This window comes from Roseisolibacter agri, from assembly GCF_030159095.1.
Lineage (GTDB): Bacteria > Gemmatimonadota > Gemmatimonadetes > Gemmatimonadales > Gemmatimonadaceae > Roseisolibacter > Roseisolibacter agri.
The window spans coordinates 909,094-934,299 of sequence record NZ_BRXS01000001.1 but is presented as its reverse complement, the minus strand read 5'-3'; the positions used below and the strand labels follow the sequence as shown (position 1 = coordinate 934,299).

At 74.8% G+C, this 25,206-nt stretch carries 24 protein-coding genes; 6 read left to right on the top strand and 18 right to left on the bottom strand.

Going from position 1 to position 25,206, the window contains the following annotated elements; all coding sequences use genetic code 11:
• Positions 1 to 7 precede the first annotated feature (7 nt).
• The 4 genes from rosag_RS03810 to rosag_RS03795 all read right to left on the bottom strand — a co-directional run bounded on the left by rosag_RS03810 (position 8) and on the right by rosag_RS03795 (position 3,733).
• Complete coding sequence (locus tag rosag_RS03810; protein WP_284348706.1) at positions 8 to 1,294, bottom strand: cysteine desulfurase-like protein; 1,287 nt, start codon at positions 1,292 to 1,294, stop codon at positions 8 to 10.
• A gap of 5 nt (positions 1,295 to 1,299) precedes the next feature.
• Positions 1,300 to 2,295 (bottom strand): NAD(P)-dependent oxidoreductase, encoded by a 996-nt coding sequence (locus rosag_RS03805; RefSeq protein ID WP_284348705.1) that lies wholly within the window; start codon positions 2,293 to 2,295, stop codon positions 1,300 to 1,302.
• 95 nt (positions 2,296 to 2,390) lie between these two features.
• Complete coding sequence (locus rosag_RS03800; RefSeq protein ID WP_284348704.1) at positions 2,391 to 2,798, bottom strand: hypothetical protein; 408 nt, start codon at positions 2,796 to 2,798, stop codon at positions 2,391 to 2,393.
• A gap of 44 nt (positions 2,799 to 2,842) precedes the next feature.
• Positions 2,843 to 3,733, bottom strand: a complete 891-nt coding sequence (locus rosag_RS03795; RefSeq protein WP_284348703.1) for a hypothetical protein — start codon at positions 3,731 to 3,733, stop codon at positions 2,843 to 2,845.
• A gap of 143 nt (positions 3,734 to 3,876) precedes the next feature.
• On the opposite strand from rosag_RS03795, the gene rosag_RS03790 reads away from it, so the two are divergent.
• From rosag_RS03790 to rosag_RS03780, 3 genes are all read left to right on the top strand, one after another.
• On the top strand, positions 3,877 to 4,107 hold the full coding sequence (locus tag rosag_RS03790; protein WP_284348702.1) for a heavy-metal-associated domain-containing protein: 231 nt from the start codon (positions 3,877 to 3,879) through the stop codon (positions 4,105 to 4,107).
• A 279-nt stretch (positions 4,108 to 4,386) separates the two neighbouring features.
• Positions 4,387 to 5,745, top strand: a complete 1,359-nt coding sequence (mgtE, locus tag rosag_RS03785) for a magnesium transporter (RefSeq protein ID WP_425607473.1) — start codon at positions 4,387 to 4,389, stop codon at positions 5,743 to 5,745.
• Positions 5,742 to 6,686, top strand: a complete 945-nt coding sequence (locus rosag_RS03780) for a DMT family transporter (protein ID WP_284348700.1) — start codon at positions 5,742 to 5,744, stop codon at positions 6,684 to 6,686. The genes mgtE and rosag_RS03780 overlap by 4 nt, the downstream gene beginning before the upstream one ends.
• A 29-nt stretch (positions 6,687 to 6,715) precedes the next feature.
• Here rosag_RS03780 and rosag_RS03775 read toward each other — a convergent pair whose 3' ends face one another.
• Together rosag_RS03775 and rosag_RS03770 are read right to left on the bottom strand one after the other, a co-directional pair.
• Positions 6,716 to 7,453, bottom strand: a complete 738-nt coding sequence (locus rosag_RS03775; protein ID WP_284348699.1) for an SURF1 family protein — start codon at positions 7,451 to 7,453, stop codon at positions 6,716 to 6,718.
• A 511-nt stretch (positions 7,454 to 7,964) separates the two neighbouring features.
• The gene (locus rosag_RS03770; RefSeq protein ID WP_284348698.1) at positions 7,965 to 8,855 is read right to left on the bottom strand and encodes a DUF72 domain-containing protein; all 891 of its coding nucleotides are present in this window, start codon (positions 8,853 to 8,855) and stop codon (positions 7,965 to 7,967) included.
• A gap of 93 nt (positions 8,856 to 8,948) precedes the next feature.
• Here rosag_RS03770 and rosag_RS03765 point away from each other — a divergent pair, with 93 nt between their 5' ends.
• On the top strand, positions 8,949 to 9,815 hold the full coding sequence (locus rosag_RS03765) for a hypothetical protein (RefSeq protein ID WP_284348697.1): 867 nt from the start codon (positions 8,949 to 8,951) through the stop codon (positions 9,813 to 9,815).
• Positions 9,816 to 9,992: 177 nt separating this feature from the next.
• Positions 9,993 to 11,360, top strand: coding sequence for a hypothetical protein (locus rosag_RS03760; protein WP_284348696.1), 1,368 nt, complete (start codon positions 9,993 to 9,995; stop codon positions 11,358 to 11,360).
• A gap of 365 nt (positions 11,361 to 11,725) precedes the next feature.
• Here rosag_RS03760 and rosag_RS03755 read toward each other — a convergent pair whose 3' ends face one another.
• The 12 genes from rosag_RS03755 to rosag_RS03700 form a co-directional block, all read right to left on the bottom strand.
• Positions 11,726 to 13,726, bottom strand: a complete 2,001-nt coding sequence (locus rosag_RS03755; protein ID WP_284348695.1) for a S9 family peptidase — start codon at positions 13,724 to 13,726, stop codon at positions 11,726 to 11,728.
• A 339-nt stretch (positions 13,727 to 14,065) separates the two neighbouring features.
• The gene (locus rosag_RS03750) at positions 14,066 to 15,580 is read right to left on the bottom strand and encodes a hypothetical protein (protein WP_284348694.1); all 1,515 of its coding nucleotides are present in this window, start codon (positions 15,578 to 15,580) and stop codon (positions 14,066 to 14,068) included.
• Positions 15,577 to 16,269: an ABC transporter ATP-binding protein gene (locus tag rosag_RS03745; protein WP_284348693.1), complete on the bottom strand. Its 693-nt coding sequence runs from the start codon at positions 16,267 to 16,269 to the stop codon at positions 15,577 to 15,579. Before rosag_RS03745 ends, rosag_RS03750 begins: the two co-directional genes overlap by 4 nt.
• Positions 16,266 to 17,480: an ABC transporter permease gene (locus rosag_RS03740; protein WP_284348692.1), complete on the bottom strand. Its 1,215-nt coding sequence runs from the start codon at positions 17,478 to 17,480 to the stop codon at positions 16,266 to 16,268. Before rosag_RS03740 ends, rosag_RS03745 begins: the two co-directional genes overlap by 4 nt.
• A 3-nt stretch (positions 17,481 to 17,483) precedes the next feature.
• Positions 17,484 to 18,398 carry an ABC transporter permease gene (locus rosag_RS03735; RefSeq protein ID WP_284348691.1) on the bottom strand — a complete coding sequence of 305 codons (915 nt, stop codon included), beginning with the start codon at positions 18,396 to 18,398 and terminating at the stop codon, positions 17,484 to 17,486.
• A 71-nt stretch (positions 18,399 to 18,469) separates the two neighbouring features.
• Entirely contained in the window at positions 18,470 to 18,961 is a 492-nt protein-coding gene (locus rosag_RS03730; protein ID WP_284348690.1) for a phage holin family protein, read from the bottom strand.
• A gap of 147 nt (positions 18,962 to 19,108) precedes the next feature.
• Positions 19,109 to 19,888 carry a metal-dependent transcriptional regulator gene (locus rosag_RS03725; protein ID WP_284348689.1) on the bottom strand — a complete coding sequence of 260 codons (780 nt, stop codon included), beginning with the start codon at positions 19,886 to 19,888 and terminating at the stop codon, positions 19,109 to 19,111.
• 18 nt (positions 19,889 to 19,906) lie between these two features.
• Positions 19,907 to 20,395: a universal stress protein gene (locus tag rosag_RS03720; RefSeq protein ID WP_284348688.1), complete on the bottom strand. Its 489-nt coding sequence runs from the start codon at positions 20,393 to 20,395 to the stop codon at positions 19,907 to 19,909.
• Positions 20,396 to 20,853: 458 nt separating this feature from the next.
• Positions 20,854 to 22,290, bottom strand: coding sequence for an Nramp family divalent metal transporter (locus rosag_RS03715; protein ID WP_284348687.1), 1,437 nt, complete (start codon positions 22,288 to 22,290; stop codon positions 20,854 to 20,856).
• Between the two features lie 89 nt (positions 22,291 to 22,379).
• Positions 22,380 to 23,048, bottom strand: a complete 669-nt coding sequence (locus rosag_RS03710; RefSeq protein WP_284348686.1) for an NUDIX hydrolase — start codon at positions 23,046 to 23,048, stop codon at positions 22,380 to 22,382.
• Between the two features lie 10 nt (positions 23,049 to 23,058).
• Positions 23,059 to 23,412, bottom strand: a complete 354-nt coding sequence (locus rosag_RS03705; protein WP_284348685.1) for a rhodanese-like domain-containing protein — start codon at positions 23,410 to 23,412, stop codon at positions 23,059 to 23,061.
• A 167-nt stretch (positions 23,413 to 23,579) separates the two neighbouring features.
• Positions 23,580 to 24,500 carry a S66 peptidase family protein gene (locus rosag_RS03700; protein WP_284348684.1) on the bottom strand — a complete coding sequence of 307 codons (921 nt, stop codon included), beginning with the start codon at positions 24,498 to 24,500 and terminating at the stop codon, positions 23,580 to 23,582.
• 433 nt (positions 24,501 to 24,933) lie between these two features.
• Between rosag_RS03700 and rosag_RS03695 the strand changes: the two genes are divergently transcribed.
• Entirely contained in the window at positions 24,934 to 25,188 is a 255-nt protein-coding gene (locus rosag_RS03695) for a hypothetical protein (protein WP_284348683.1), read from the top strand.
• The last annotated feature ends 18 nt before the right edge of the window (positions 25,189 to 25,206 follow it).

Genomic DNA, 25,206 nt, shown 5'->3' with positions numbered 1-25,206 from the left:
ATCGTGGTCAGGAGCGGACGAGCGCCGCGACGCCGGCCACGAGCCGCTCGACCTCGGCGCGCGTCGTGTAGGCGGCGCAGCCCGCGCGCACGAAGCCCTCGTCGCCCACGCCGTAGCGCTCCGCCACGGTCTGCGCGTAGAAGTCGCCGTGCGACACGAACACGCCGCGCGCCGCGAGCGCGATGGCGACGTCGCGCGAGCGGTGCCCCGCGACCGTGAAGGACACCGTCGGCGTGCGCGCGGTTCCCGGCGGCGGGCCGTAGACGGCGACGCCGGGGATCGCGCGGAGCCCGTCCCACAGGAGCGCGACCAGCCCCTGCCCCGCGGCGTGCAGCCGCGCGAAGGCGCGCGCCAACCGCTCGCGCCGCGTGCCCGACGCCACGCCCGCGTCGTCGCCGAGGGACGCGAGGAAATCCACCGTGGCAGCGATGCCGGCGATGCCCTCGTGGTTCTGCGTGCCGGTCTCGAAGCGCTCGGGCGCGGTCTCGGGCGCGGGATCGAGCTTCGGCACGTCGAGCGATGCCAGCAGGTCCGCGCGGCCCCACAGGATGCCGGCATGCGGCCCGTAGAACTTGTACGACGAGCAGCCGACGAAGCCCACGCCCGCGTCGGCGAGCGCGCGCACGTCGAACGGGACGTGCGGCACCGCGTGCACGCCGTCCACGAAGGTCAGCGCGCCCACCGCGCGCGCCATCGCCGCGGCGCGGGCGACGTCCGTGATGGTGCCGAGCGCGTTGGACGCCGCGCCGATCGCGAGCAGCCGCGTCCGCGGGCCGAGGAGCGAAGCGAGGTGGTCCCAATCGAGCGTGCCGGTCGCGGTGTCCATCCGCGCCACGCGCACCGTGCCGCCGCACTCCCGCGCCAGCGCGCACCAGGGCGCGACGTTGCCGTGGTGGTCGAGCTCCGTGACGACGATCTCGTCGCCCGACCCGAACGGCGCGACGTCGCCGCCGCCGCGGTGCAGGGCCCGCGCGAGGTGGAAGGCGAGCGTCGTCATGTTGTGGCCGAAGACGATCTCGTTCGGCGCGCCACCGAGGAGGTCCGCGACCGCCTCGCGCGCGCCGTCGATGATCGCATCCGTCTCGGCGCTGGTCGGATACGCCCAGTGCGTGTTCGCGTTGTGGTGCAGCAGGTAGTCGTGCATCGCGTCGGCGACGCTGCGGGGCACCTGCGTGCCGCCCGGCCCGTCGAAGTACGCGACCGGCTGGCCGCCGTGTGTGCGGGCGAGCGCGGGGAACGCGGCGCGCACCGCGGCGAGGTCGAGCGCGGCGTCGGGCGTCGCGGCCGTGGTCACGGCGGTCACAGCGGCTGCTCCAGCGTCGCCTCGGCCGCCTCGCGCGCGTCCTGGGCCTCCTGCGCGTCGACGTGCGCCGGCGCGGGCGTGGGCTTCGGCGCGGCCGCGCGGTGCGGCGCGATCGTCGTGCCCGCCCAGCGCTCGATCAGCTGCACCGCCTCGACGTGGTCCGCCACCTCGCCCAGCTCGTGGTGCGCGAGGCGGAACAGCTCCGCGGTCAGCTGCAGCAGCGGCGCGGGCGTGCGCTGCTCGCGCGCCACCTCGGCCGCGATGCCGACGTCCTTGTCCAGCAGCGCGAGGCGGAAGGTGCGCGGGAACGCGCGCGTCAGCACGCGCTCGGGGAACAGGTTCATGCTGGCGTTCGAGCGGCCGCTGGACGCGTTCACGACGTCGAGCGCGACGGCGGGATCGACGCCCGCCTTCGTCAGCATCGCCAGCCCCTCGCCGGTGGCCCAGATGTGCATCGCGAGGAGCGCGTTGTTGATCGCCTTCACCGCGTCGCCCGCGCCCACCGCGCCGCAGTGGACGATGCGCTCGCCGAACGCCTGCAGCACGGGGCGCGCGCGCTCCAGCGTGGCCGCGTCGCCGCCGACCATCACCGAGAGCGCGCCCCTCTCCGCGCCCACCACGCCGCCGCTCACCGGCGCGTCGAGGAACGCGACGTCGCGCTCGGCTAGCCGCGCGGCGATGCGGCGCGACGTCGCGGGATCGCCCGAGGTGCAGTCGATCAGCAGCGCGCCCGCGGCGAGCCCCGCGAGCACCCCGTCCGGGCCGTCGAGCAGCGCCTCGACCTCGTGCGACGACGGCAGGCAGGTGATGACGACGTCGGCGCCGCGCGCCGCGTCGGCGGGCGTCGCCGCGTGGCGCGTGCCGACGTGCGTGGCGGCGAACGCGGCGGCCTTGGCGGCCGTCCGGTTCCAGACCGTCAGCGCGAACGGCGCGGCGAGGTGGCGGGCCATCGGCAGCCCGATGGCGCCGAGGCCGAGAAACGAGACACGCATGAGAGACCGGGAGGGGCGAGTGCGGAGGCGGCCGACGGTGTTTCCGACCGCGGTCCTCGCAAAGCTAAGCGCGCCCGCCCCTCGCCGGGTGCCGGTCAGCCGCCGGCGGAGGGAGCGCCACCGATGGCCGCGACCCAGTCCGCGCGCCACTCGGCCAGCGACCGGCCCGTGTGCTTCGCGAACGCCTCCTTCGACGCGCCCTCGAGCGCGGGCTGCGCCTTCGCCAGGCCCGCGGTGCGGATCACGTAGCGCGCGAACGACGGCGTGAGCGCGGCGTGGGCCTTCCGCGTCTCGAGGTCCCCCGCTGCGGCCTCGCCGACGGTCGCGAGCGCCCGCCTGCCCGCCGGCGTGCCGAGGAAGCAGAGGGCGCGCTCGTCCATCGAGACGTTGGTCGGGCACTCGCGCGCGACGGTGGTGGCGGAGGCGGCGATGGGCGCGGCGTGCAGCGCGAGCATGGCGACGAGCGCCGTGCTCCAGGCGCGGCGGAGAGGCGAGACGGACATGGAAGCGCTCCAGGAAGACGAGAGTGGGTGTGATGCCGCGATGGTCAGCGGTCGGAGCCGCGCGCGGACGGACCGCCGCCGATGGCGGCCAGCCAGTCCGCGCGCCACGCGTCGAGCGAGCGGCTCGTGAGGCGCTCGTACGCGTCGGCGGCGTCGGACTCCATCAGCGCCAGCGTGGTCGCCAGGCCGACGCGCTCGACCAGGTGCCGTGCGAACGACTGCGAGAGGACGTAGTAGGCCGCGCGCGCGTCGGGCGGGCCGGCGGTGATGGCGGCGTCGGCGGCGCCCGGGCGGCCCACCGCGCGCAGCGCCGCCTCGCCGTCGACCGTGGTGACCGCCGCCAGCGCCAGGCGGTCCGCCGACGCGACGTCGCGGACGCCGAAGAGCTGCGAGTGCTCGCCCTCGCCGCGCGCGCTGACGGTGGACTCGACCCACGACGCGAGCCCCTCGCGCAGCGAGTGCGAGCCGAAGCGCCAGGCGACGAGGTGCGTGGTCTCGTGCAGGTACGGCGCGGCGCCCGTGCGCACGCGCGCCGCGTCGAGGTAGAGCCACGGCTTCGTGTGGCGCATGTGCGCGTAGCCGGCGTAGACGTGCGACGCGCCGATCCCCGCGGCGACGAAGACGTCGATGCGGTCGGTGCCGTAGCGCGCCCGGTCGAGCGTGCGGCCGAGGGTGCGCTCGATGGCGTCGACGCCGACGGTGAACTGCGCGGCGAAGTCGCGCGCCTGCGCATCCGTCAGCGCGCCCGGCTCGACCCACACGCGCGCGCGCGGCGTCTCGATGGGCGCCACGGCCGCACGCAGGCGCGCGGCGACCGAGTCGTCGCCCGCGGTCCCGCGCGCCGCGGGCCCCTGTGCGCGCACGGTCGCGGGGAGCAGCAGCGGCAGGGCGACGGCGGCGACGCGCAGCGCGCGGCGGATCGGCGAGGCGGGCATCGGAGCGCTCCGGATCGGGTCGGACGTGGGTGCCGGACGTCGGGACGCCGGCAAGCTGCGGCCGCGCGGCGGGTCGGACATGGGGAGAACGACCCCGTGCCGCGACTGGCGGGCCGGATGGCGGACCGCCTAGGCTTCGCCGCGTGCGCGTCGCCCACCTCACCATCAGCGGCATGACCGCCGTCCACGCCGTGCGGGCGGTCTACACCGCGTTCGCGGGCGTGCCGGGCGTGTCGCGCGCGGAGGTCGTGATGGGCGGCGCGACGGTGGAGCACGACGGCACCGTGACCGAGGCGATGCTCGCCGACGCGGTGGCGCTGGCCGGCTGCGCGCTGGTCGCGGTGCGCGAGGAGCGGCGGCTGCCGACGCTGTAGCGGGCGCGTCGTCGCCGCATCGCGGCCTCGCGGTTCCGACCGCTCCCGGGGCCGGTTAGCTTGCCCCGCGCTCCCGCCTCCGTCCGCACGCCGCGAGCGCCGCGGCCGCGCCCTCGCCGCGCCGCCCGGTTTCCAGTCCGCGATGGAGCGCGCTCCCCCGCCCCACGCCGACCGGGCCGCCGGCCCCGCGAGGACGTCCGGATGACGCCACCGCACCCGTCCGACGGACGCGACGCCACGCACAGCGTGGCGGCGCTGCTCGCGCCGGACATCCTCGTGATGCTCGACGAGGAGCCGGAGAACGTCGCGCTGGAGGTCGAGGAGGTGCACCCGGCCGACCTCGCCGACGTGGCCGAGGCGCTGCCCAAGGAGCGCGTCGCGGAGTTCCTGAGCGCGCTGCCGGCCGCGCGCGCCGCCGACGTCCTCGAGTACCTGAACGACGAGCTGCGCTCGGACGTCTTGGAGGCGATGAGCACGCGGCAGGCCGCGGAGCTCGTCACGCAGATGACGCCCGACGACCGCGCCGACGTGCTCGAGGCGCTGGCCGAGGAGAACGAGGAGCGGGCCGAGGAGATCCTCGAGCAGATCCCGCGCGAGGCGCGCGAGGAGACCGAGCGCCTGCTGGCCTACGAGCCGTATTCGGCCGGCGGCCTGATGACCACCGAGTTCGTCTCGGTGCCCGAGGCGCTGACGGTGGAGGAGGCGCTGCAGCGCGTGCGCGCGATGGCGCGCGCCGAGCGGCGCGAGGCGATGTACACGGTCTACACGACCGACGAGGCGGGGCGGCTGCGCGGCGTGCTGTCGCTGCGCGAGCTGCTCGCCGCGCCCGAGGGCGCGCGCATCGCGGACCTGGCATGGAGCGAGGTCGTGACGGTCGCGCCGACGGCCGAGCAGGAGGAGGTCGCGCGCCTGACGTCGAACTACGGCTTCGTCGCCGTCCCCGTCGTCGACGCCGAGCGGCGGCTCCTCGGCGTCGTGACGGTCGACGACGTCATCGGCGTCATCGAGGAGGAGCAGACCGAGGACGTCCAGAAGCTCGGCGGCATGGAGGCGATCGACGAGCCGTACCTCGCCGCCAGCTTCTGGACGATGATCCGCAAGCGCGTGGGCTGGCTGGCCGCGCTGTTCGTGGGCGAGCTGTTCACCGCGACGGTGATGCAGCAGTTCGAGGACGAGCTGAAGGTCGCCGTCGTGCTGACGCTCTTCATCCCGCTCATCGTCAGCTCGGGCGGCAACTCCGGCTCGCAGGCGACGTCGCTGGTGATTCGCGCGATGGCGCTGCAGGAGGTGCGGCTGCGCGACTGGTGGAAGGTCGCGCGGCGCGAGCTGCCCACGGGGCTCACGCTCGGCGTCATCCTCGGCGTCATCGGCGTGTTCCGCGTGCTGCTGTGGGAGTGGCTGGGCCTGTGGCGTCCGCAGCCGCATTACCAGCTCGTCGCGCTGACGGTCGGCATCGCGGTGATGGGCGTGGTGACGTTCGGCTCGCTCGCCGGCTCGATGCTGCCGTTCCTGCTGCGCCGCATCGGCTTCGACCCCGCGAGCGCGTCGGCGCCGTTCGTGGCGACGCTGGTGGACGTGACGGGGCTCGCGATCTACTTCCTGGCGGCGGCGCTGGTGCTGCGCGGCACGCTGCTGTGAGCGGCGACGGGCGCGGCACGCCGCACGCCGCGAAGTCGAACGCCTCGGCGAGCCTGCTGGTCGCGTTCGCGGCCTGCTGCTTCGGCTCGATCAGCATCCTGACGGTCGTCGCCACGCGCGCGGGCACGTCGCTGCCGACGCTGCTGTTCTGGCGCTACGGGCTGGCCGCCGCGCTGATGCTGCCCATCGCGTGGCGCACGCGCGCGCGGTCCGCGACGCCGGTGGGCGGGCGTCACGCCGTGCAGCGCGCGCTGGTCGCGGGTGCAGGCCAGGCGGCGGTCGCGTTCCTCAGCCTCTCGTCGCTGCGCTGGATCGGCGCGGCGACGCTCGGCTTCCTGTTCTACACGTTCCCCGCGTGGGTCGCGCTGTTCGCGGCGCTGCGCGGCACCGAGCGCGTGGACGGCCGCAAGGTGCTGGCGCTCGCGCTCTCGCTCGGCGGCATCGTCCTGATCGTCGGCGCGCCGTCGGCGGGCGGCGGCACGACCGTGTGGCCGGGCGTGCTGCTCGCGCTGGCGAGCGCGCTGCTCTACGCGATCTACATCCCGTACCTGGGCGGCCTGCAGCGCGCGACGACGCCGGAGCTGGCGACGCTCTACGTCACCGCGGGCGCGGCGACGCTGTTCGCGGCGGGCGCGCTGGCCGACGGCACGCTCACCGCGCAGCTCGCGCCGGCCGCGTGGGCGTCCGCGCTGACGCTGGCGATCCTCTGCACCGTGATCGCGTTTCAGGCCTTCCTGCGCGGGCTGCACGGCCTCGGCCCGGTGCGCACGGCGATCGTCAGCACCGTCGAGCCGTTCTGGACCGCCGTGCTGGGCGCCGTCGTGCTGCGGCAGGCGCTGACGCCCGTGATGCTCGCCGGCGGCGCGCTGATCGCGGCGGCGGTCCTGCTGCTCCAGCTCCCCGCGCGTGGCGCCGGTCGCGCGGTGGGCGACGCCGCGTAGCGCGGGCATCCCCCGGTCCGCGCGGACCGTCAGACGGGGAGCGGCCGCGGACTGCGGCGGCGTGCGTCGGCGCGCACGAACGTCGCGCCCCCCACGAGCGCCACGGTCGCGAACGAGAACCACTGCACCGCATAGCTGAAGTGCGAGCCCTCGTCGAGCGCGGGCGGCGGCACGCGCACCGGGCGGTCCTGCGGCGGCTTCTCCTCGCCCGGTGGCGGCGTCCAGACGACGTAGTACGGCGTGACCGGATAGCCCGTCTCGCGCGCGACCGCCGTGGCGTCCAGCCACCGATACGCGCGCACGTCGCGCGCGGCGGAGAGGCGCGCGGGCCCCGGACGGCTCGACGGCAGCTCGACGAAGCCGTCCACGCGCACGGTGTCTCCCTCGCGCCAGCGCGCGAGGTCGACGTCGGTGCCGTTCGCGGAGTAGACCCAGCCGCGGCTCACGAGCACCGCGGTGTCGCGCCCGGCGACACGCACGGGCGTCACGATGTGCACGCCCGGCGATCCGTCGCGCGAGCGGTTCACGAGCACGATCTCGCGCGCGTAGTCCGCGACGCCGACGAGCGCCACGCGCCGGTAGTGGTGGAGCCCCGTGTCGGCCGGCAGCGCGTCGACCGACGCCGGCGCCTCGCGCATGCGCGCGGCCACCGCGGCGTTGTGCGCGCGCCGCTCGCCGAGCCGCGCGAGCTGCCAGAACCCGAGCCGCACGCACACGGCGGCGACGACGAGCGAGAGGACGAGGAGGCTGAGGGCGCGGCGGGACATGGTCCGAAAGCTAAACGCTGCGAACTGCGGGCTGCGGATCCTCGACCCGCGCCCCTCCACGCGCTCTTCGGGTGTCGTCCCGAGCGGAGCGAGGGACCCGCTCTCCCCGGTGAGTGGTCAGTCGATGCGCGCTCGTCCCGAGCGAACGGAGGACAAGAGGACAGGATGACCAGGAGGCTCCACGCGGCGCGTCGTCCCGAGCGCCGGTGCGGAGCCTCTTCGCCATCCTGTCATCCTGTCCAATGTCGTGCGCAGCTCTGGGTCTGCTGCGCCGGTCGCTGGTCGGCGAACGAGGGGCTACGGATCCTCCGGACGAGACGGATGCTGCGGATCGCTCCGCGTGGCGGCGACGTCCCACGCAGTCCAGAGGAGTGATCCGTTTGATCCGGCTCATCCGGAGCATCCGCATCCAAATGCGTAGTTCGTGCAGGCCTGGTGCATCGTCGGTCGCCGAGGGCACCGGGGAACACGATCCGCAGTCCGCAGCTCCCCGCGGTGACGCGGCCCGCGCTCAGAATAGTCCCAACTGGTCCCCGAGTTCGTCCGGCTGCACTGGCCGCTGGCCGAGCATGCGCTGCAGGTCGCGCGCGCTGGACGGGCTGTGGCCGGCGAAGTGGTTGTTCACGTAGCCCCACACCCGGTCCAGCCGGCCGGCGAGCGCGCGCAGCGCCGCCGCCCACGCCTCCAGCTCGCGCGTGCGGTCCACCTGGATGCGCGAGTAGTCCACGATGTCGCGGTTGGGGCCCATCCAGCGCACGTACGCGAAGTCCGCCGTGGGACGCTCCGCCAGCGCGAGCATCTGCCGCCGCGGGACCCAGCGCGCGTCCGTGAGCGCGACCGCCACGCGGTGCTCGGCCAGCAGCGCGAGCACGCCGTCGGTGAGCCAGCCGCGCTGCCGGAACTCGATCGCGACCGGCACGTCGTCCGGGAGTCGCGGGAGGAACTGCACGAGCGCGGGCAGCTCCGCGGGCCCGAAGTCGGGGCCCAGCTGCACCAGCACGGGACCGAGCTTCGGGCCCAGCTCGCGTGCGCGGTCGAAGAAGAGCTGCATCGCGGACACCGCGTCGTCGCCGCGCAGCCGCCGCTCGTGCGTGATCTCCTGCGGCAGCTTGAGCGCGAACGAGAAGTCCGCCGGCGTCCGCTCGGCCCAGCCGCGCACCGTCTTCGCGGGCGGGATCGCGTAGAAGGTCGAGTCGACCTCCACCGTCCGGAACGCGCGCGCGTACATCGACAGGAAGTCGCCGACGCGCGTGCCGCTCGGATAGAACGGACCCACCCACGCGTCGTAGTTCCACCCCTGCGTGCCGATGCGCACGCGAGCCGCGACCGCGTCGGCCGTCGTCGTGCCGGCCGCGCGCGCCGGAGCGCCGCTGGAAGGAGTCCCCGCACTGGCACCGCGCATGCGCCCAATCGGCGCGGCGGACAGAGCGGTGTCAAGTGTGCGCAGGGCCCCGAACTTGCCGCCCTGCGCCAGGAACCCATTGGGGAGGACGCGATGCCATCCGACATGCCCGACCCGCGCGATCCGACGTCGCGCGGCGCCCACGACGCCCGGGACGAGCACCCGCAGCTCGCCGACACCGCCTCGTTCCCGGCCGCGTCGCGTCCGCACGAGCCGCCCACGGAGCCGGAGCGCCCGATGGACGCGGACGAGAAGCGCAGCGTCGAGATCACGAGCGGCCCCGCGGGCGCGCTGGCCGGCGCCGCCGCCGGCGCGACGGCGGGGCTGGCGACGATGGCGCTCGGCCCGATCGGCCTCGGCATCGGCGCGCTGGTGGGCGCCGTCGCGGGCGGCCTGGGCGGCTGGTTCGGCGGACAGGCCGCGACCGAGGTGACGTACGACGCCGCGCACGACGCGCACTACCGCGCGCTGTTCGAGGGCGGCATGGCGACCGACCGCGGCTTCGACACGGTGCGCCCGGCGTACCAGCTCGGCCACCTCGCCGCGCACAACCCGGAGTGGCGCGGCCGCGAGTTCACGACCGTGGAGCCCGACCTGCGCCGCGCGTGGGACGCGAACCTGCGCGGCCGGCAGGGTCCCGCCTGGGAGAGCGTGCGCGCGTACGTGCGCGACGCCTACGGGCATGCGCGCAGCGAGGGCGCGGGCATCCGGCGCGACACGTCGGTGTTCGGCAGCGCGGGCAGCGCGGTGGATCCCGACGAGCTGGCGCGCGCACGCGCCGGCCGGCCGAGCACGGACTACGCGGCGCCGGGCACGATGTCGTGGCGCGACGACGAGAGCGTGGTCGGCGAGGCGAGCGACGCGCACGACGCACGGGATTCGCGTCCGCCGCTCGGCGAGCTGCCGGAGACCGACGCGAACAGCGCGAACCGCCCCGATCGCGACCGCGGCTATCACTGACCGCGTGAACGCGTAGGCACGCCCGCCGCGCGTGGCGCGCGGCGGCGGACTGGAGCGCAGTGGGACGGGTCTCCTTCTTGCCCCCTGCGCGCACGCTCCGCCGTCGCGCGCCGCGGCGTCCCGCGCAGCGGAAGCGAGGCGGATGGACCGCCATCAGAGACGCCAAGCGAGGACCACATGGACCGGAATCCAGCGGACGACCTGAACGATCGCATGCGCGAGGAGCGCCTGCGGGAGGAGCGCCTGCGTGCGAGTGGGCTCGATCGCAGCGGCGTCCCCGATTCGAACGCGTCGAGCGAGTCGCTCGTCGGCGACTCGCTGCGCGCCGATGCGCCGGTCGCGGACGCGCCCCACGTGCGTCGCGCGGACGTGAACCCGGGCGACGAGATCGGCGAGGCGGTGGGCGGCATCTCGGGCGTGCTCACGGGCGCGGCCCTCGGCTCGCTCGGTGGGCCGATCGGCACGATCATCGGCGGCATCGCGGGCGCGGTGAGCGGCTGGTGGGCGGGCCGCGCGATCTCCGAGGCGGCCAGCCACCACACGAACGACGACGACGAGTACTACCGCACGCACTTCGACTCGTCGGTGCGCGGCGAGTCGCGCAGCTACGACGACGTGCGCCCGGCGTACCAGCTCGGCCACCTCGCGGGCCGCAATCCCGACTACAGCTCGCGCAGCTTCGACGAGGTCGAGGGCGACCTGCGCCACGGCTGGTCGACGGACGTCAGCCAGCGCCACGGCCAGTGGGACGAGGTGCGCGACTACGCGCGCCACGCCTACGAGCGCGGGCGCACCTCGGGCGCGACGTTCGGTGGCACGCGCGACGCCGACGCCAGCATGGGCGGCACGGGCGAGTCGATCGGCGGCGGCGTGGGCGACGCGCTCACGAACGCGGGCCGTCGCGTCGGCAACGCGCTCGACGACGTGAAGGACCGCATGGACGGGAACCCCGCCTCGCGTCCGGGCCCCGACGCCACCGACTCGTCGATGCGCACGGGCGGCGCGACGGGCACCAGCGGCATGGGCACGAGCAGCACGAGCGGCATGAGCAGCACGAGCGGCATGAGCAACACGCCCACGAGCGACGCCATGATCGCCCGCGACGCGCGCGCGCTCGGCGACACGGCGCTCGGCGACGCGGGCCGCACCGGCGGCGCGCTCGGCGCGATGGGCGGCATGGCCGGCGCGGCGGGCTACGCGGCGGGCAGCACGGCCGACCGCGTCGGGAACTTCGTGGACGACACGAAGGACCGCATCGACGGCAACCCCGCGTCGCGTCCGGGCTACGACCGCACGGACGATCCGTCGCGCGGCACGACGGGTGGCGTCTACGGCGGCGGGACGGGCGTCGGCGACCGCGTCGAGAACGCGGCCGACCGCGCGGGCAACGCGGTGGAGCGCGCGTGGGACAAGACCAAGGACGTCGCGCACCGCGCCGCCGACCGGGTCGAGGACGCGGTCGACGACACCAAGGACCGCATCGACGGCAACCCGGCCTCGCGCCCTGGCGTCGATCGCACGGACGATCCCGATCGTCGCTTCTGACAGACAGCACGACGGACTCCGGCCTGCGGGTCCGAACGACGACAACGCGACAGGATGACGAGGAGGCTCCGCGCGGCGCTTGGGTGAGCGCGCCGCGCGGAGCCTCCTCGTCATCCTGTCATCCCGTCTGCCTTTCGTCGTTCGGTTCGGTGCTCCGGACCTCTTGCCCATTGGGGAGGACGCGGATGAACCGGATGCCTCGGATCGTCCCACGTGGCGGCGACATCCCATGCGCCACACGGCGCGATCCGTCAGATCCGCTCCGATCCGGAGCATCCGCATCCTCACCAATAGCCAACAGGGCGGGCGCGAGCATGGCTGCCGAGGGCACGGAGCAGGACCCGCCGTCCGCAGCCCACAGCCCGCTACTGCATCACCTTCGCGCCGTCGAGCGTCCAGCGCGTCATCCACGCCAGCTCGCGGCGCATCTTGTCCAGCTGGTGCCGCGGCTCGCCGAGGCCGTGGCCCTCGCGCGGGTAGAACACGAGCGAGACGGGCACGCCGTTCCGCTTCAGCCCCAGGTAGAGCTCCTGCGCCTGCCCCGTGGGCACGCGCATGTCCTGCTGCCCGTGCAGGATCAGCGTCGGCGTCTTCGCCTGCTTGATGAACGTCATCGCCGAGCGCTTGCGGTACTCCTCGACGTTGTCGTAGGGCGTCCCGCCGAAGTAGCCGTCCAGCGTGCTCGGGATGTCGTTGGTGCCGTACATCGACTCCATGTTCGTGAGCCCCGCGCCCACCATCACGGCCTTGAACCGCTGCGTCTGCGTGAGCGTCCACGCGGTCATGTAGCCGCCGTAGCTCCAGCCGGCCTGCGCGAGCCGCTGCGGATCGGCGACGCCGCGCGCCACCAGCGAGTCGATGCCGATCTGGATGTCCCGGTAGTCGCCGTTGCCCCAGTCCCTGATGTTCGCGCGCAGGAAGGCCTCGCCGTAGCCGGTGGAGCCGCGCGGGTTGGGCTGGAAGACGATCCAGCCGCGCCCGGTCCACACGTGCGCGTAGCTGCCGTAGTTCGACGGGAAGCGGTCGAGCCACGCGCCCGCGGGTCCGCCGTGCACCTGCGTCACCAGCGGGTAGCGCTGGCCGGGCTTGAAGTCCGCCGGGTAGATGACGAGCCCCTCGACCTCGAGGCCGTCGTGCCCCCTGTAGCGCAGCGTCTCGGTGCGGCCGATGGCGAGCGTGCGGACCTGCGGGTTGTGGTCGGTGAGTCGGCGCGGCGCCGTTGCGCCCCGCGCGCCGACGCGCGCCACGTGCACGTCCGGCGGCGTGCGCAGGTCCGAGCGCAGGAGCGCGATCGTCGCGCCGTCGTCGCTCACGTCCGCGTCGCCGAGCCACGCGGCGTCGGTGAAGAGGGCGCGCGGCGTGCCGCCGCTCGCGGGCACGGTGAAGACGTTGCCCGTGGTGCGCGTGTTGGCCTCGAAGCGCAGCGTGCGGCCGTCGCGCGACCAGCTCGGATCGCTCGGCTGGTACGCGAAGTCCGGCGCCGTCACCACGCGCGACGCGCCGCCCGCCGCCGGCATCACCGCGAGCCGCAGCATCCCCACGTCGGCCGACGTGCCGGCGCGCGTGAGGAACGCGATCGACTGCCCGTCCGGCGACCAGCGCGGCGACGCGTCGCTCCCCGGATTGTCGGTGAGCTTCCGCGGCTGCGCCGAGCCGTCCGCGGCCACGACCCACACGTCGCTCTTCGAGCCGTCGTCGGCCTTGGGTGTCGGCGTCACGACGTACGCGAGCTGCCGGCCGTCGGGCGACCACTGCGGATCGCCGACGCTGAAGTCCCCCTGCACCAGCTCGCGCGCCTTCCGCTCCGCGACGTCGAGGATCCAGAGGCGCGTGTGCGGGAAGAGGCTGTCGACGACGATGGCGTCGTCCTTCGCCTTCTGCCGCCGCTCCTCGTCGGCGGTGGGCGTGCGGGCCGCGACGTAGGCGATGCGCCTGCCGTCCGGCGACCACTGGAACGCGCTGACCGCGGTCTTCGCGTCGGTCAGCCGCTCGGCCTCGCCGCCGTTCGGGTCGAGCACGAAGATCTGCGGCCGCTCCTCGCGCGCGCTCACGAACGCGAGCCGCCGTCCGTCGGGCGACCAGCGCGGCGAGCCGTCGCTCTTCTTGCTGGTCGTCAGGCGCCGCGCGGGCGCGCTGCCGTCGGTGCGCACGAGCCACACGTCGCTGTCCACCGCGTTCTCCACGGTGTCGGTGACGCTGACGACGTAGGCGATCCACTGGCCATCGGGCGAGAGCTGCGGGCCGCTGACGCCGCGCACGCCCATGACGTCCTCGGGCGTCATGGGGCGTGGCGCCTGCGCGGCGGCGACGGACGCGAGGGCGGGCGCCAGCGCGAGGGGGAGCGCGGCGGCGAGTCGGCGGAGCATGGGGACCTCGGGAGGGAGTCGAGGGTCCAGCCTAACGCGCGGGCCGGCGGCGGGACAGGGTATGGGGAGGCACGCGTCCGGCGGCGTGCTGCGTGTGGGCTCCGTGCCCTCGGCAGTCGACGTCGCCGCCGGCCAGCACGAACTACGCGAGGGGAGTACGGATCCTTCGGATGAGCCGGATCATGCGGATCGCTCCTCTCGGCGCACGGGGCGTCGCCGCCACGCGGAGCGATCCGAATGGTCCGTTCCGATCCGAGGCATCCGCATCCTCCCCACAAGCACCATCTCCGCAGCGCGACGAGGCGTCCCGAGGTCGCGCACGCAGCACTCAGCACGCAGCTATCTGTACGTCTCGAAGAACCCCGCCCCCTCGCCAGCGATCGGCGCTCCGCCCGCGCGCCCCGACAGCCGCGCGACGCCCTTCATCTGCACGAAGTAGGGACGCGACAGCTGCCGCGCGTACTCCGCCTCGCCGCGCTCGACGAGTCCGATCCGCGTGTCCGTCGCGACCGCGTCCTCGACGAGCAGCTCCAGCCGCAGCGTGTCGCGCCCGCGCACGTCCTCCAGCCAGCCGCGCGCCGGCACGCGCACCTCGCGGCCGGCCACGCGCACCGTGCGCGCGTCCTCGTAGCGGATGGTGCGCGGGCGGAAGAGCGCGCGGAAGCCGAGCGAGTCCACCACGTAGACGAAGAGCGGCGTGGCGCTGCGCAGCGAGTCCGGCGGCTGCACGCGGCCGTAGAGCAGCGTGTACGCGCCCGCGCGCGCGGCGCCCCACTCCCACGTCACGCCCTGCCACGTCCCCCAGTTGTGGTCATGGTACGACTGCGCGCCGTCGAAGCGCTCGCACGCGCCGCCCACGCACAGCGAGCCCGTCGCGTCGGCGCGCAGCCCCGCCACCGCATAGCCCGACGCGAAGTCGCCGCTCTCCAGCGTCGCGCCCGGGAAGTACGCGCGCGGTGCGGGCGCGACCACGAGATCCACCGCCACGCGCGCGCCGCTCCCGTCCTCGGCCACCGCCTCGGCGCGCACGGCGTAACGGCCGTCCGGCAGCACGCGCACGCTCGACGTGCCCACGCGCAGGTCCGCGTCGGCGGTCGAGAAGCGCACGTCCGCCGGTCCGACGCGCGCGCTGAAGCGGCGCGCCGGCGCGCCCTGCGCGTGCGTCGTCACGAGCACCTGCCCGCCCCAGCGCGGCGTGCCGGCGGAGTCGGGCTGACCGATGCGCCCGCCCACCATCAGCGTCACGAACGCCCACCGCTGCCGGTCGGCCGAGAGCACGTTGAAGTAGTGCCACTCGGCCCAGCTGTCGGGGCGCGCGATGTTCGCCGGCGGGAGGTGGAAGCGGTCGATCGCGTGCCGCAGCTCCGCGGGCGTCGGCTCGGCCCAGCGGTGGTCGCCGTCGTCGTCGCGCCACGCGCCGCCACCGAGGTCCGCGCCCGCGCCGACCGCCGCCGACGCCGACGGCACCTCGCCCGCCGCGCGCACGCCGAGCTCGCGCCCGTCGCGCAGCCGCAGGTAGAGCAGCTTGCCGTCGATCTGTGGCGCGACCGCGCGCACGTCGCGCGCGAGGCGCGGCGCGGCCAGCAGCTGCCCCTGCACGAAGCGCGCGTTCGGGATGGAGAAGAAGAGGCCACCGAGACCGCCCGTCTTCATCACCTCGACGTCGAGGCCCTCGGGCAGCACCGTGATCTCGCCGCCGCCCACCAGCTTCTCGTCGCTCGCCTGCGCCAGCAGCGCCTCGCCGATCGCGAGCAGCACGACCATCACGCCCACGCCCAGCCCGTAGCCCAGGAAGAGCAGCGCGCTGCGCCACGGGCGGTGGACGAGGTTGCGGAGCGCGAGCAGCGCGATCATGTGGAGACCGCCGCCTCGTCGCGCTCGACGACGCCGTCGCGCATGTGCACGACGCGCCGCGCGGCGCGCGCCAGCGACTCGTCGTGCGTCACGACCACGATCGTCGTGCCGTCGGCGTTGAGACGACCCAGCAGCGCGACGATCTCCTGGCCGGTGCGCGCGTCCAGCTCGCCCGTGGGCTCGTCGGCGAGGAGCAGCGCCGGACGGTTCGCGAGCGCGCGCGCGATCGCCACGCGCTGCTGCTCGCCACCCGAGAGCTGCGCCGGCCGGTGCCCCTCGCGCGCGCCCAGTCCGACGTACGCGAGCAGCTCGCGCGCGCGGTCGCGCCGCTCGGCCTTCGGCACGCGCGCCTCCGCCATCGGCAGCTCGACGTTCTCGCGCGCGCTGAGCGTCGGCATCAGGTAGAAGCGCTGGAAGACGAAGCCGACGTGGCGCAGTCGGAACGCCGTCGCCTGCGCGTCGGGCAGCGCGCCCACGTCCTCGCCGCGCAGGCGCACGATGCCCGACGACGGCCGGTCGATCGCGCCCAGCAGATGAAGCAGCGTCGACTTGCCGCAGCCGGACGGACCGACGACGGCGACCCACTCCCCCGCCCCGACGTCCAGCGAGACGCCGCGCACCGCGTGCACCGTCTCGCTGCCGAGGCGGTAGTCGCGGTGAACGTCGCGCAGCGAGAGCACGGCGCTCATCCCACCGCCTCCTCGCGCAGCGTCCCCGCGATCGGCAGCGACGCCGCGCGCCACGACGGATACACGCCCGCCGCGATCCCCGACAGCACGAGCAGGCCGAGCGCGCGCCACGCCGCCGCAGGTTGGAAGACGAAGAACTCGAACGCCGCCGGCAGCCCCGGGAAGTCGGCGAGGATCGCGTTCAGGTAGCGCGCGGTCACGAGCCCCAGCGCGAGGCCGAGCGCGGCGCCGGTGAGGCTCAGCGCCGCGCCCTCGATGACGATCTGCTGCACCACGTGCAGCCGGCTGACGCCGATCGCGCGCAGCACGGCGATCTCGCCCACGCGCTCGTTGACGGAGACGGTCACCAGCGTCGTGACGAGGAGGAAGCCGATGACCAGGCTGATGGCGCCGAGCACGAAGGCGAGCTGGCGGAAGTAGCTGAGGCGCTGCTCGACCTGAGCCAGCGCCGTGGCGGTGGAGATCGCGCTCACGCGCGGCTGCGTGCGCTCGATCGCCGCCCGCACGGCCTCGACGTCGGCGCCGTCGCGCACGCGGGCCATCAGCAGCGACACGCGGTCGTGTCCCTCGGGGCCACGCAGCCCCTGCAGCGTCGCGAGCGGCAGCGCGACCGCCGCCTGCCCCGCGGGCATGTAGAAGAAGCGCGCGGTGCCGACGATCGCGACGCGCCGACGCGCCGCATAGGCGCGCAGCTGCGGGTCGAAGCCGGCGGCGACGTCGATCGTGTCGCCGACCTGCGCCCTCGCGGCGCGAAGGAAGGCGTCGTTGGCGACCACCTGGTCGGCGCGCGCGACGTCGGCGCCGCCGGTGCGCTCGTAGTCGCCCTGCACCGCCGGCTCGATGCCGAGCGCGAAGGTGACGGCGCGCGGCGGCGCGGTGCCCGCCGCGTCGCCCGCGCCGGCGGCGAGGACGTGCAGCTGCCCGCCGAGCACGGGGCTCACCGCCGCGATGTCGGGGCGCGCGCGCAGCGCGGCCACCAGCTCCGCCGCGCCCGCGATGGTCGCCTCGCTGTCGAACGGCAGCGTGCCCTTGGGCGCGAGCCGCAGCTGGTAGCCGCGCACCATCAGCAGGTCGCCGAACGACTCGCGCATCCCGCCGGCGAGCATCACCATGTCCAGCAGCAGCGCGGCCGACACGGCGACGCCGAGGATCGCGAGCAGCGTGCGCGTGCGGTGGCGGACGAGCGCCGCGGCGGCCAGCGTGAGGCGCATGCGCTAGCGGCCGAACAGCTCCAGCGGCGCCGTGCGCGCCAGCCGCACTGCCGCCGCGAGCCCCGCGAGCACGCCGAGCACCAGCGAGAGGCCCACCGCGAACGTCGCGACCTCCGGCGTGACGAGCGCGAACAGCAGCGGCGTGCGGTAGACGCCCTGGTAGTACGCGTTCACCACGCGGCTGGCCGCCCAGCCGATGCCGAGGCCCATCGCGCTCCCCAGCAGCGCGACCATCGACGCCTCGAGCACCAGCGCGCTCACCACCGTGCGGCGCGAGATGCCCATGAGGCGCAGCGCCGCGACGTCGCGCCGCCGCTCGTCGATCTTCAGGAGCAGGATGCAGAGCAGGAACGCCGCGCTGGCGACGACCGTGATGACGCCGATCGCGCGGTGGAAGCGGCGCACCACCTGGAAGGTGCGCGACGTCTTCACGGCGACGTCGGTGCTGCGGTAGGCGCGGAAGCCGAACGCCGCGTCGTTGACGGCGGTCAGCGCGCGCGCGGTGGCGTCGTCGCCGCGCGTCGCGACCGCGAACCGGTCGACGCGGTTGTCGTAGCCGGCGAGCCGCTGCAGCTGGTCCAGGTGCAGACGCACGCGATACTCGCCGCGCGCGATCTCGGCCGGGTCGGCGCCGCGGCGCACGAACGCGCCGACGACGACGGTGTCCTCGGGCGCGGCGCGCCGCTCGGCGGCGGACGTCGCCGCCAGCACCACCGTGTCACGCAGTCGCAGCCCCGCGTCGCGCTGCAGCCGCTCGTCGACGGCGATCGTGCGGAGCGCGCCGGCGCGCGACAGCGGCGTCACGCGCCCCTGCTCGACCACGACGGGCGCGACGCCCTGCGCCGCCGCGGGCAGCGGCGCGAGCGCGAGCAGCGACGCGGCGAGCGCCGATCGGAGCGTCGGAAGGAGGGAGTGCATGCGGCCGGCGGGTAACGAAGGGCGCGCGCGGCGGGTTCCCGCCGTCGCCCGCACGGGTCGCGCGTCGTGCGTCAGTCCGCGCGCTCGGGCAGTTGGCCCTGCGGCGGCGCGACGCGCGCGAGCTCGTCGCGCAGCACGCGCTGCTCGACCTCCGGCTCGCGCACCGCCTTCACCCACTGCGCGGTGTCGCGCAGCGACGCGCGCGACTCGGGGAAGCCGAGCTCCGACTCGCGCATCTTCCGCATCCCGCGGGTCACGAGCAGGTAGGCGACGCCCAGCTCGAGCGCGCCGACGATCAGCGTGCCCGCCCAGTAGTTGCCCAGCAGGCGCCCGCCGAGCGCGGCGAGCGCGATGGTGAGCGCGGAGAGCGCGATGACGGCCGCGCCGAAGGCGATCGCCAGCCGCACGGTGCCGCGGGCGGCGCCGTGCACGCTCTCGCGGACCTCCAGCTTCGCCAGCCGCACCTCGTCGAGGGCCAGCCGCTTGGAGTCGTCGGCCAGCCGGCGGATCAGGTCGGGGATGCCGGCGTCGGGATCGATCGGCGCGGGGGGACGGCTGGCCACGGCAACCTCCGATGGGACCACGGACACGCGGCGTGGCGCCGCGCAACGGATGCTGCGCCCGGGCTGGGGCGCGACGCGGCAGGGCGCAAAGAGCGTTCCGGCGACCGTCCCGCGGCGAGGGGCGTCAACGACGCGCCAGACGAACGCTCACGACGTGCCGCCGTTCCCCCGCCCGGGGGCCGCGGCGGCCGCGCGACCCGCGACGCTGCGACGCGTGCGCGGCGCCTCGACCGGCTCCAGCGGCTCCACGAGCACCTGCTGCGCGACCACGGACCCCACCGCCGGCCGCGCGTCGCCCACCGCGAGCGTGATCGGCCCGTCGAACGGCGCGCGCGCCACCAGCGTCACCTCGGCCCCCGGCGTCAGCGCCAGCTCGCCCAGATAGCGCAGCAGCTCGCCGTCCTCGTCGCTCACGCGCACCACGCGCGCCCGCGCGCCCGTCGCCAGGTCGGCCAGCGCGACGTGGTGCCGCTCGTCCACCGCGCCCTCGCGCGTCGGGATGGGCGCGCCGTGCGGGTCGAACGCGGGGTCGCCGAGCGCCGCCGCCATCCGGTCGATGAGCGCGTCGGACGCCGCGTGCTCCAGCCGCTCGGCCTCCTCGTGCACGCCGTCCCACGGGTAGCCCAGCACGGTGGCCAGGTAGCACTCGAGGATGCGGTGGCGGCGCAGCGTGCGGAGCGCGGCGCGCCGGCCGTCGGGCGTCAGCCGCACGCCGCGATACCGCTCGTAGGTCAGCAGCCCCTGCTCGGCCAGCCGCCGCACCATGCCGCTGACGCTCGCCGGCGCGACGCCGAGGCGGTGCGCGATCTCGTTGGTCGCCGCGGCGCCGCCGGTGCGCTCCAGATCGTAGACGGCCTTGAGGTAGTCCTCGACCGGGGCGGTGAGCGCAGGAGCGCTCTGTGGCGGGGCGGCGGGGCGCGACGACATGCGCCTAAACGTAGCCCGTCAGGCCGGCGGCGGGACCGGGACCGCCTCGACCGCGCGGACCGGCGTCGGCCGGGCGGGCTGCGGCCCGCGCAGCAGCAGCACCGGGATCGAGGCACGGTGGCGTACGGCCTCGGCCACCGAGCCGTAGACGACGTCGGCCAGGAAGCGGTGGCCGTGCGTCGCCATCGCGATCAGGTCGCACCGCTCGCGCTCCGCGGCCGCCAGGATCTCGTCGGCGGGATCGCCACTCGCCAGCACGGCGTCGCACTCGAACCCCTCGGCGCACAGCGCCTCGCAGGTCGACTCCAGGTACTCGCGGTCGCGCCGCATCTCCTCGGACTCGCGCAGCGGCACCTGGCCGATGTTGCGCGCGACCCACCCGTCGGCGACGTGGATCAGCGTGACGCTCGCCCCGCACAGGCGGGCCAGCGGGCGGACGTGCTCGAGGATGCACGCGTCGTACGGCGAGTGCTCGAGCGGCACCAGGATGCGGGCGTAGACCGACATGAGCGGGAGTCTGGCGCCGGAAACGGGGCCCCGCAAGCAAGGAACCCCCGACGGCGGCGCCTCGAACCTCTGGCGGGCTGCGTGCTGCGTGGCCGGCATCGATGCGGCGGACTTGAACGACGAGTGCTTTGACGGGATGACAGGATGACGAGGAGGCTCCGCACCGGCGCTTGGAGCATCGCGCCACACGGAGCCTCCTGGTCATCCTGTCATCCCGTCCGCTCTTGCAGGTCGCGTCCGGTGCGCCGGACTCCTTTGCCTGTTGGGGGATGCGGATGCTCCCGATGAGAGCGGATGCTTCGGATCGTCGCTCGTGGCGGCGACGTCCCATGCGCCGGGGCGGCGCGATCCGTTCGATCCGTTCCGATCCGGAGCATCCGCATCCCTCCCATCGGCCGACAGGTGAGGCGCACCGATGCGTCCCGAGCGGCCGTACACGCAGCACGCCGCACGCAGCGTCAGTTGAGGAACTCCCGCGCCGTCTGCACCAGCAGCCACGCATTCAGCCCGCCGATCACCGTCGCCACCAGGTACGCCAGCGCCTTCAGCCACCCCGGGTTCACGAACTCGCCCATCTTCAGCCGGTCGCTCGTGAACTGCACCAGCGGGAAGACCGCGAACGACAGCTGCAGCGACAGCACCACCTGGCTGAACACCAGCAGCTGCGCGGTGCCGCTCTCGCCGTAGAGCACCGACACGATCACCGCCGGCACGATCGCGATCGCGCGCGTGATGAGCCGCCGCATCCACGGGCGCAGCCGGATGTCGAGGAAGCCCTCCATCACGATCTGCCCGGCGAGGGTGCCCGTGAGCGTCGAGTTCTGCCCCGACGCCAGCAGCGCGAGCGCGAACACCGTGCTCGCCGCGCCGACGCCCAGCAGCGGCGACAGCAGCTGGTACGCGTCCTGGATCTCCGCCACCTGCGTGTTGCCCGAGCGGTAGAACGTCGCCGCCGCCACGATCAGGATCGCCGCGTTGATGAACAGCGCCAGGCTGAGCGCGACCGTCGAGTCGATGAAGGCGAAGCGCACCGCCTCCTTCTTCCCCGCCGCGCTCTGCTCGTAGCGGCGCGTCTGCACGATCGACGAGTGCAGGTAGAGGTTGTGCGGCATCACCGTCGCGCCCAGGATGCCGATCGCGATGTACAGCTTCGCCGGGTCGCGGACGATGTCCGGATCGGGCACGAAGCCGCGCGCGACCGCCACCACGTCGGGGCGCGACACGAAGAGCTCGAACAGGAAACAGGCGCCCACGGTCGCCACCAGCGCGATCACCAGCGCCTCGAGCCGCCGGAAGCCCTTGTTCTGCAGCGTCAGCACGAGCAGCACGTCGGCCGCCGTGATGACGATGCCCCACGTCAGCGGGATGTCGAACAGGAGGTTGAGCGCGATCGCCGTGCCGATGACCTCCGCCAGGTCGCACGCGGCGATCGCGATCTCGCACAGCAGCCAGAGCGCGAAGTTGACGGGCGCCGAGTAGTGGTCGCGGCAGGCCTGCGCGAGGTCGCGGCCCGTGACGATGCCGAGCTTGGACGCGAGGCCCTGCAGCAGCACCGCCATGAGGTTCGACAGCAGGATCACGCTCAGCAGCGTGTAGCCGAAGCGCGAGCCGCCGGCGAGATCGGTCGCCCAGTTGCCCGGGTCCATGTAGCCGACCGCGACCAGGTAACCGGGGCCCGCGAACGCCAGCATCTTCCGGAACGTCCCCACGCCCGACACGGGCACGGTCCGGTACGCCTCGGCCAGCGACGGCGCCAGGCGGGAGCGGCGCCAGCCGGCCTCGGGCGCGCCGTTGCCATCCGCGTGGGTCGCCGGCGCGAACTCCACGTCGTCGACGGGAACCGGACCGGGCGGCGAGCCCGGCGGAGCGGCGGACGGAGAGGACGGCGAAGCCATGGCGGCGCGGTTGGGGTCGGGTGCACCCGCAAGTTAGGGCGCCCTAACTCCCGCCACAAGGCAAGGCGCGGTCCACGCCTACCCGTGCCTCACTCGCCGTCCGGGCCGGTGCGCGGGGCCGGCGGCCACCGCTCCAGCAGCTGCTCCACGATCCGGTGCGTCATCCCCCAGATCGTGTGGCCGTCGTGCACGAAGCTCGGCACCGTCAGCGCGTGGCCGCGCGCCTGCACCGTGGACGTCGTGGCGAAGCCCGGCTCGCCGAAGCGGCGGATCGGCACCCAGAACGCCGCCGCCAGCTCGTCGCTCAGCACCAGCGGCCCTGGCGCCGCGAGCGCCACGTGCGGACGCACGACGATCGCGGGCAGCGCGGGATTGCGCGGGTACAGGTCGTCCAGCGTGCCGAGCAGCAGGCCGTCGCGCCGCAGCTCGAGGCCCGTCTCCTCCCACGTCTCGCGCGCCGCGGTGTCCCACGGGGTCGCGTCGTCGGGCTCCGCGCGACCGCCCGGAAACGCCACGTGCCCGCTCCACGGATCGCCCTCGTACTCCGCGCGCTTCACGAACAGCAGCTCCGGCGTGCCGTCCTCGCGCAGCCGGAGCACGAGCGCCACCGCGGCGTGCCGCGGCGGCCGGTCGTCGGGGTGAATGCGCGCCGGGCGGCCGGGCCGCGCCGCGAGGGCGGCGGCGAGGCGCGCGATCTCCGGGTGCGCGAGCCCGTCGGCGAGCGCGTGCGGGAGGGCGGGACGGCCGCCGTCGCTCACGCGCGCGCCCTCACTCGACCTCGCCGCCCGCGTCGGCCCAGGCGCGGATCCCGCCGCGCATCGAGCTCACCTTCCGGTAGCCCATCTGCTGCAGGACGTCGGCGGCCAGCACCGACCGGTTGCCGGACGCGCAGTAGAGCACGACCTCCTGCTCGCGCGGGACGCGCGACTCGATCGCGGACTCCATCACGCCGCGCGGGATGTGCAGCGCGCCGGGGAGGTGGCCCATCTTCCACTCGTTCGGCTCCCGGATGTCGAGCAGCGTGAACGACTCGCCCTGCGCGAGACGCGCGCGCACGTCGTCGGCCGACACTTCGGTGATGCGTGGCTTGGCCTCGGCGACCAGGTCGTGGTAGGTCTTCATGACGGAACGGTGGAGCGGAGGACGGAACGGCGGCGAACGAGGACGCGGAGAACGATAGGGCGTGAAACGGTGGGGCGTCTACCGATCCGCCTTTCCGTCTCACGCTCCACCGTCCTCCGCCGTTCCGTTCTCCGCCGGTCCGTCCCCCGCCGGTCCGTCCCCCGCTCTCAGGCGGAGAGCGTGAGCGTCCTCGTCTCGGTGTCGACGGTCGCCGGCGCGCCCAGCGGGATCGTCCACTGATCCTCGATGTGCCCCACCGGAATGCCGAGCAGCGCCGGGACCTGCAGCGCATCGGCGATCTCGGTGACGACCGCCGCCAGCGAGCGCCGCCCGTCGTCGTCGCACTCCTCCGGGCAGGCCGTGCAGTGGCCGAACGCGATCGCGCGGCAGCCGTCCAGGCAGCCCGCCAGCAGCAGCTGCCGCAGCATCCGGTCGATGCGGTAGGTCGCCTCGTTCACGTCCTCGATCACCGCGATCGCGCCGTCGAAGCGCGGGGCCCAGCGCGTGCCCGCGAGCGCCGCCAGCAGCGCGAGGTTGCCGCCCGCGAGCCGGCCCGTCGCGCGCCCCGGCCGCAGCGTGCGCGCCGCCGGCGCCTCGCCGCACGGCTCGCCGCCGTCGCGCAGCGCGGCCAGGAACGAGCGCTCGGAGAACGGCGTCAGCACCGCCCGCGCGGTCGGCCCGTGGTACGACACCAGCCCCGGCACCTCGACCGCGAGCGCGCAGTGCAGCGCCGTGATGTCGGAGTACCCGATCAGCGCGCGGGGGCGCGCCCGCATCGCGTCCCAGTCGACGTGCGGGAGGAGGCGCATCGCGCCGTAGCCGCCGCGCAGGCACCAGATCGCGTCCACCGCCGGATCGCGGAGCGCGGCGTTGAGGTCGGCGAGGCGATCGGCGTCGTCGCCCGCGAAGTAGTCCGCGTGCGCCAGCGCGTGCTCCCCCACCACGGGCTCCCACCCCAGGCGGCGAGCGGTCTCGAGCGCGCGCGGCAGGTCGTTGGGGCCGAGGAGCGGACCGGCGGGCGCGACCAGGGCGACGCGGGCGCCGAGCGCGAGCGTGGGCGGGCGGAACGTGGGGGCGGCGACGGGCATGCCGGCGAACGTAGGCAGGCTCACCGGCCCCGGCAACGCGCCCGGGCGCGTCCCGCCTTTCGTCCGTTCCCGTACGAATGGGTACGGCCGTTGCCCAGGGAGGGGGCCCCCGCGAGGGGGACTCACCTCAGCAGGAGGCAGCACGATGGCCGATCGACAGAATCGCGACTCCCGCAACGATGACCTTCAGGGCAGCCAGTCCCGCCAGGGCGGCAGCCAGCAGTCCTCCAGCCGCCAGAACGACGAGGGCATGAGCGCGTCGTCGGGTGGCTCGCAGTCCAGCTCGTCCCGCTCGCGCAGCAGTCAGCGCGGCAGCCAGCAGTCCTCGGATCAGGGCGACGGCATGGACGGCATGTCGGCGAGCAGCGGCTCCAGCAGCGGCTCCAGCAGCGGCTCCAGCAGCGGCTCCGATCGCAACCGCGCGGACCACGGCATGGGCGCCAGCTCCCGCGATCGCCAGCAGCGCGACAGCGGCCGCGAGAGCGGCCGCGAGAGCGGCCGCGAGGGCCAGAGCGACCGTGAGGGCAGCGGCGGCTACGGCAACGACACCGGCTACAGCGGGGGCACGTCCGGCAGCCGCGACGACGAGGGCATGCGCGGGAGCTCGAGCAGCCCGTACCGCGACCAGGACGATCAGTCGTCGGACCGCTCGTCCGGCCGCACCCTCGAGCGCATGGACGACATGTGAGCGGAGCACGCTCCGCTC

Excerpts from the sequence above, each read along its gene's own strand:
- rosag_RS03805 (WP_284348705.1), bottom strand. The coding sequence starts at position 2,295 with ATGCGTGTCTCGTTTCTCGGCCTCGGCGCCATCGGGCTGCCGATGGCC.
- rosag_RS03800 (WP_284348704.1), bottom strand. The coding sequence starts at position 2,798 with ATGTCCGTCTCGCCTCTCCGCCGCGCCTGGAGCACGGCGCTCGTCGCC.
- rosag_RS03795 (WP_284348703.1), bottom strand. The coding sequence starts at position 3,733 with ATGCCCGCCTCGCCGATCCGCCGCGCGCTGCGCGTCGCCGCCGTCGCC.
- mgtE (WP_425607473.1), top strand. The coding sequence starts at position 4,387 with ATGCTCGACGAGGAGCCGGAGAACGTCGCGCTGGAGGTCGAGGAGGTG.
- rosag_RS03775 (WP_284348699.1), bottom strand. The coding sequence starts at position 7,453 with ATGTCCCGCCGCGCCCTCAGCCTCCTCGTCCTCTCGCTCGTCGTCGCC.
- rosag_RS03770 (WP_284348698.1), bottom strand. The coding sequence starts at position 8,855 with ATGCGCGGTGCCAGTGCGGGGACTCCTTCCAGCGGCGCTCCGGCGCGC.
- rosag_RS03765 (WP_284348697.1), top strand. The coding sequence starts at position 8,949 with ATGCCATCCGACATGCCCGACCCGCGCGATCCGACGTCGCGCGGCGCC.
- rosag_RS03760 (WP_284348696.1), top strand. The coding sequence starts at position 9,993 with ATGGACCGGAATCCAGCGGACGACCTGAACGATCGCATGCGCGAGGAG.
- rosag_RS03755 (WP_284348695.1), bottom strand. The coding sequence starts at position 13,726 with ATGCTCCGCCGACTCGCCGCCGCGCTCCCCCTCGCGCTGGCGCCCGCC.
- rosag_RS03750 (WP_284348694.1), bottom strand. The coding sequence starts at position 15,580 with ATGATCGCGCTGCTCGCGCTCCGCAACCTCGTCCACCGCCCGTGGCGC.
- rosag_RS03745 (WP_284348693.1), bottom strand. The coding sequence starts at position 16,269 with ATGAGCGCCGTGCTCTCGCTGCGCGACGTTCACCGCGACTACCGCCTC.
- rosag_RS03740 (WP_284348692.1), bottom strand. The coding sequence starts at position 17,480 with ATGCGCCTCACGCTGGCCGCCGCGGCGCTCGTCCGCCACCGCACGCGC.
- rosag_RS03735 (WP_284348691.1), bottom strand. The coding sequence starts at position 18,398 with ATGCACTCCCTCCTTCCGACGCTCCGATCGGCGCTCGCCGCGTCGCTG.
- rosag_RS03725 (WP_284348689.1), bottom strand. The coding sequence starts at position 19,888 with ATGTCGTCGCGCCCCGCCGCCCCGCCACAGAGCGCTCCTGCGCTCACC.
- rosag_RS03720 (WP_284348688.1), bottom strand. The coding sequence starts at position 20,395 with ATGTCGGTCTACGCCCGCATCCTGGTGCCGCTCGAGCACTCGCCGTAC.
- rosag_RS03715 (WP_284348687.1), bottom strand. The coding sequence starts at position 22,290 with ATGGCTTCGCCGTCCTCTCCGTCCGCCGCTCCGCCGGGCTCGCCGCCC.
- rosag_RS03705 (WP_284348685.1), bottom strand. The coding sequence starts at position 23,412 with ATGAAGACCTACCACGACCTGGTCGCCGAGGCCAAGCCACGCATCACC.
- rosag_RS03700 (WP_284348684.1), bottom strand. The coding sequence starts at position 24,500 with ATGCCCGTCGCCGCCCCCACGTTCCGCCCGCCCACGCTCGCGCTCGGC.
- rosag_RS03695 (WP_284348683.1), top strand. The coding sequence starts at position 24,934 with ATGGGCGCCAGCTCCCGCGATCGCCAGCAGCGCGACAGCGGCCGCGAG.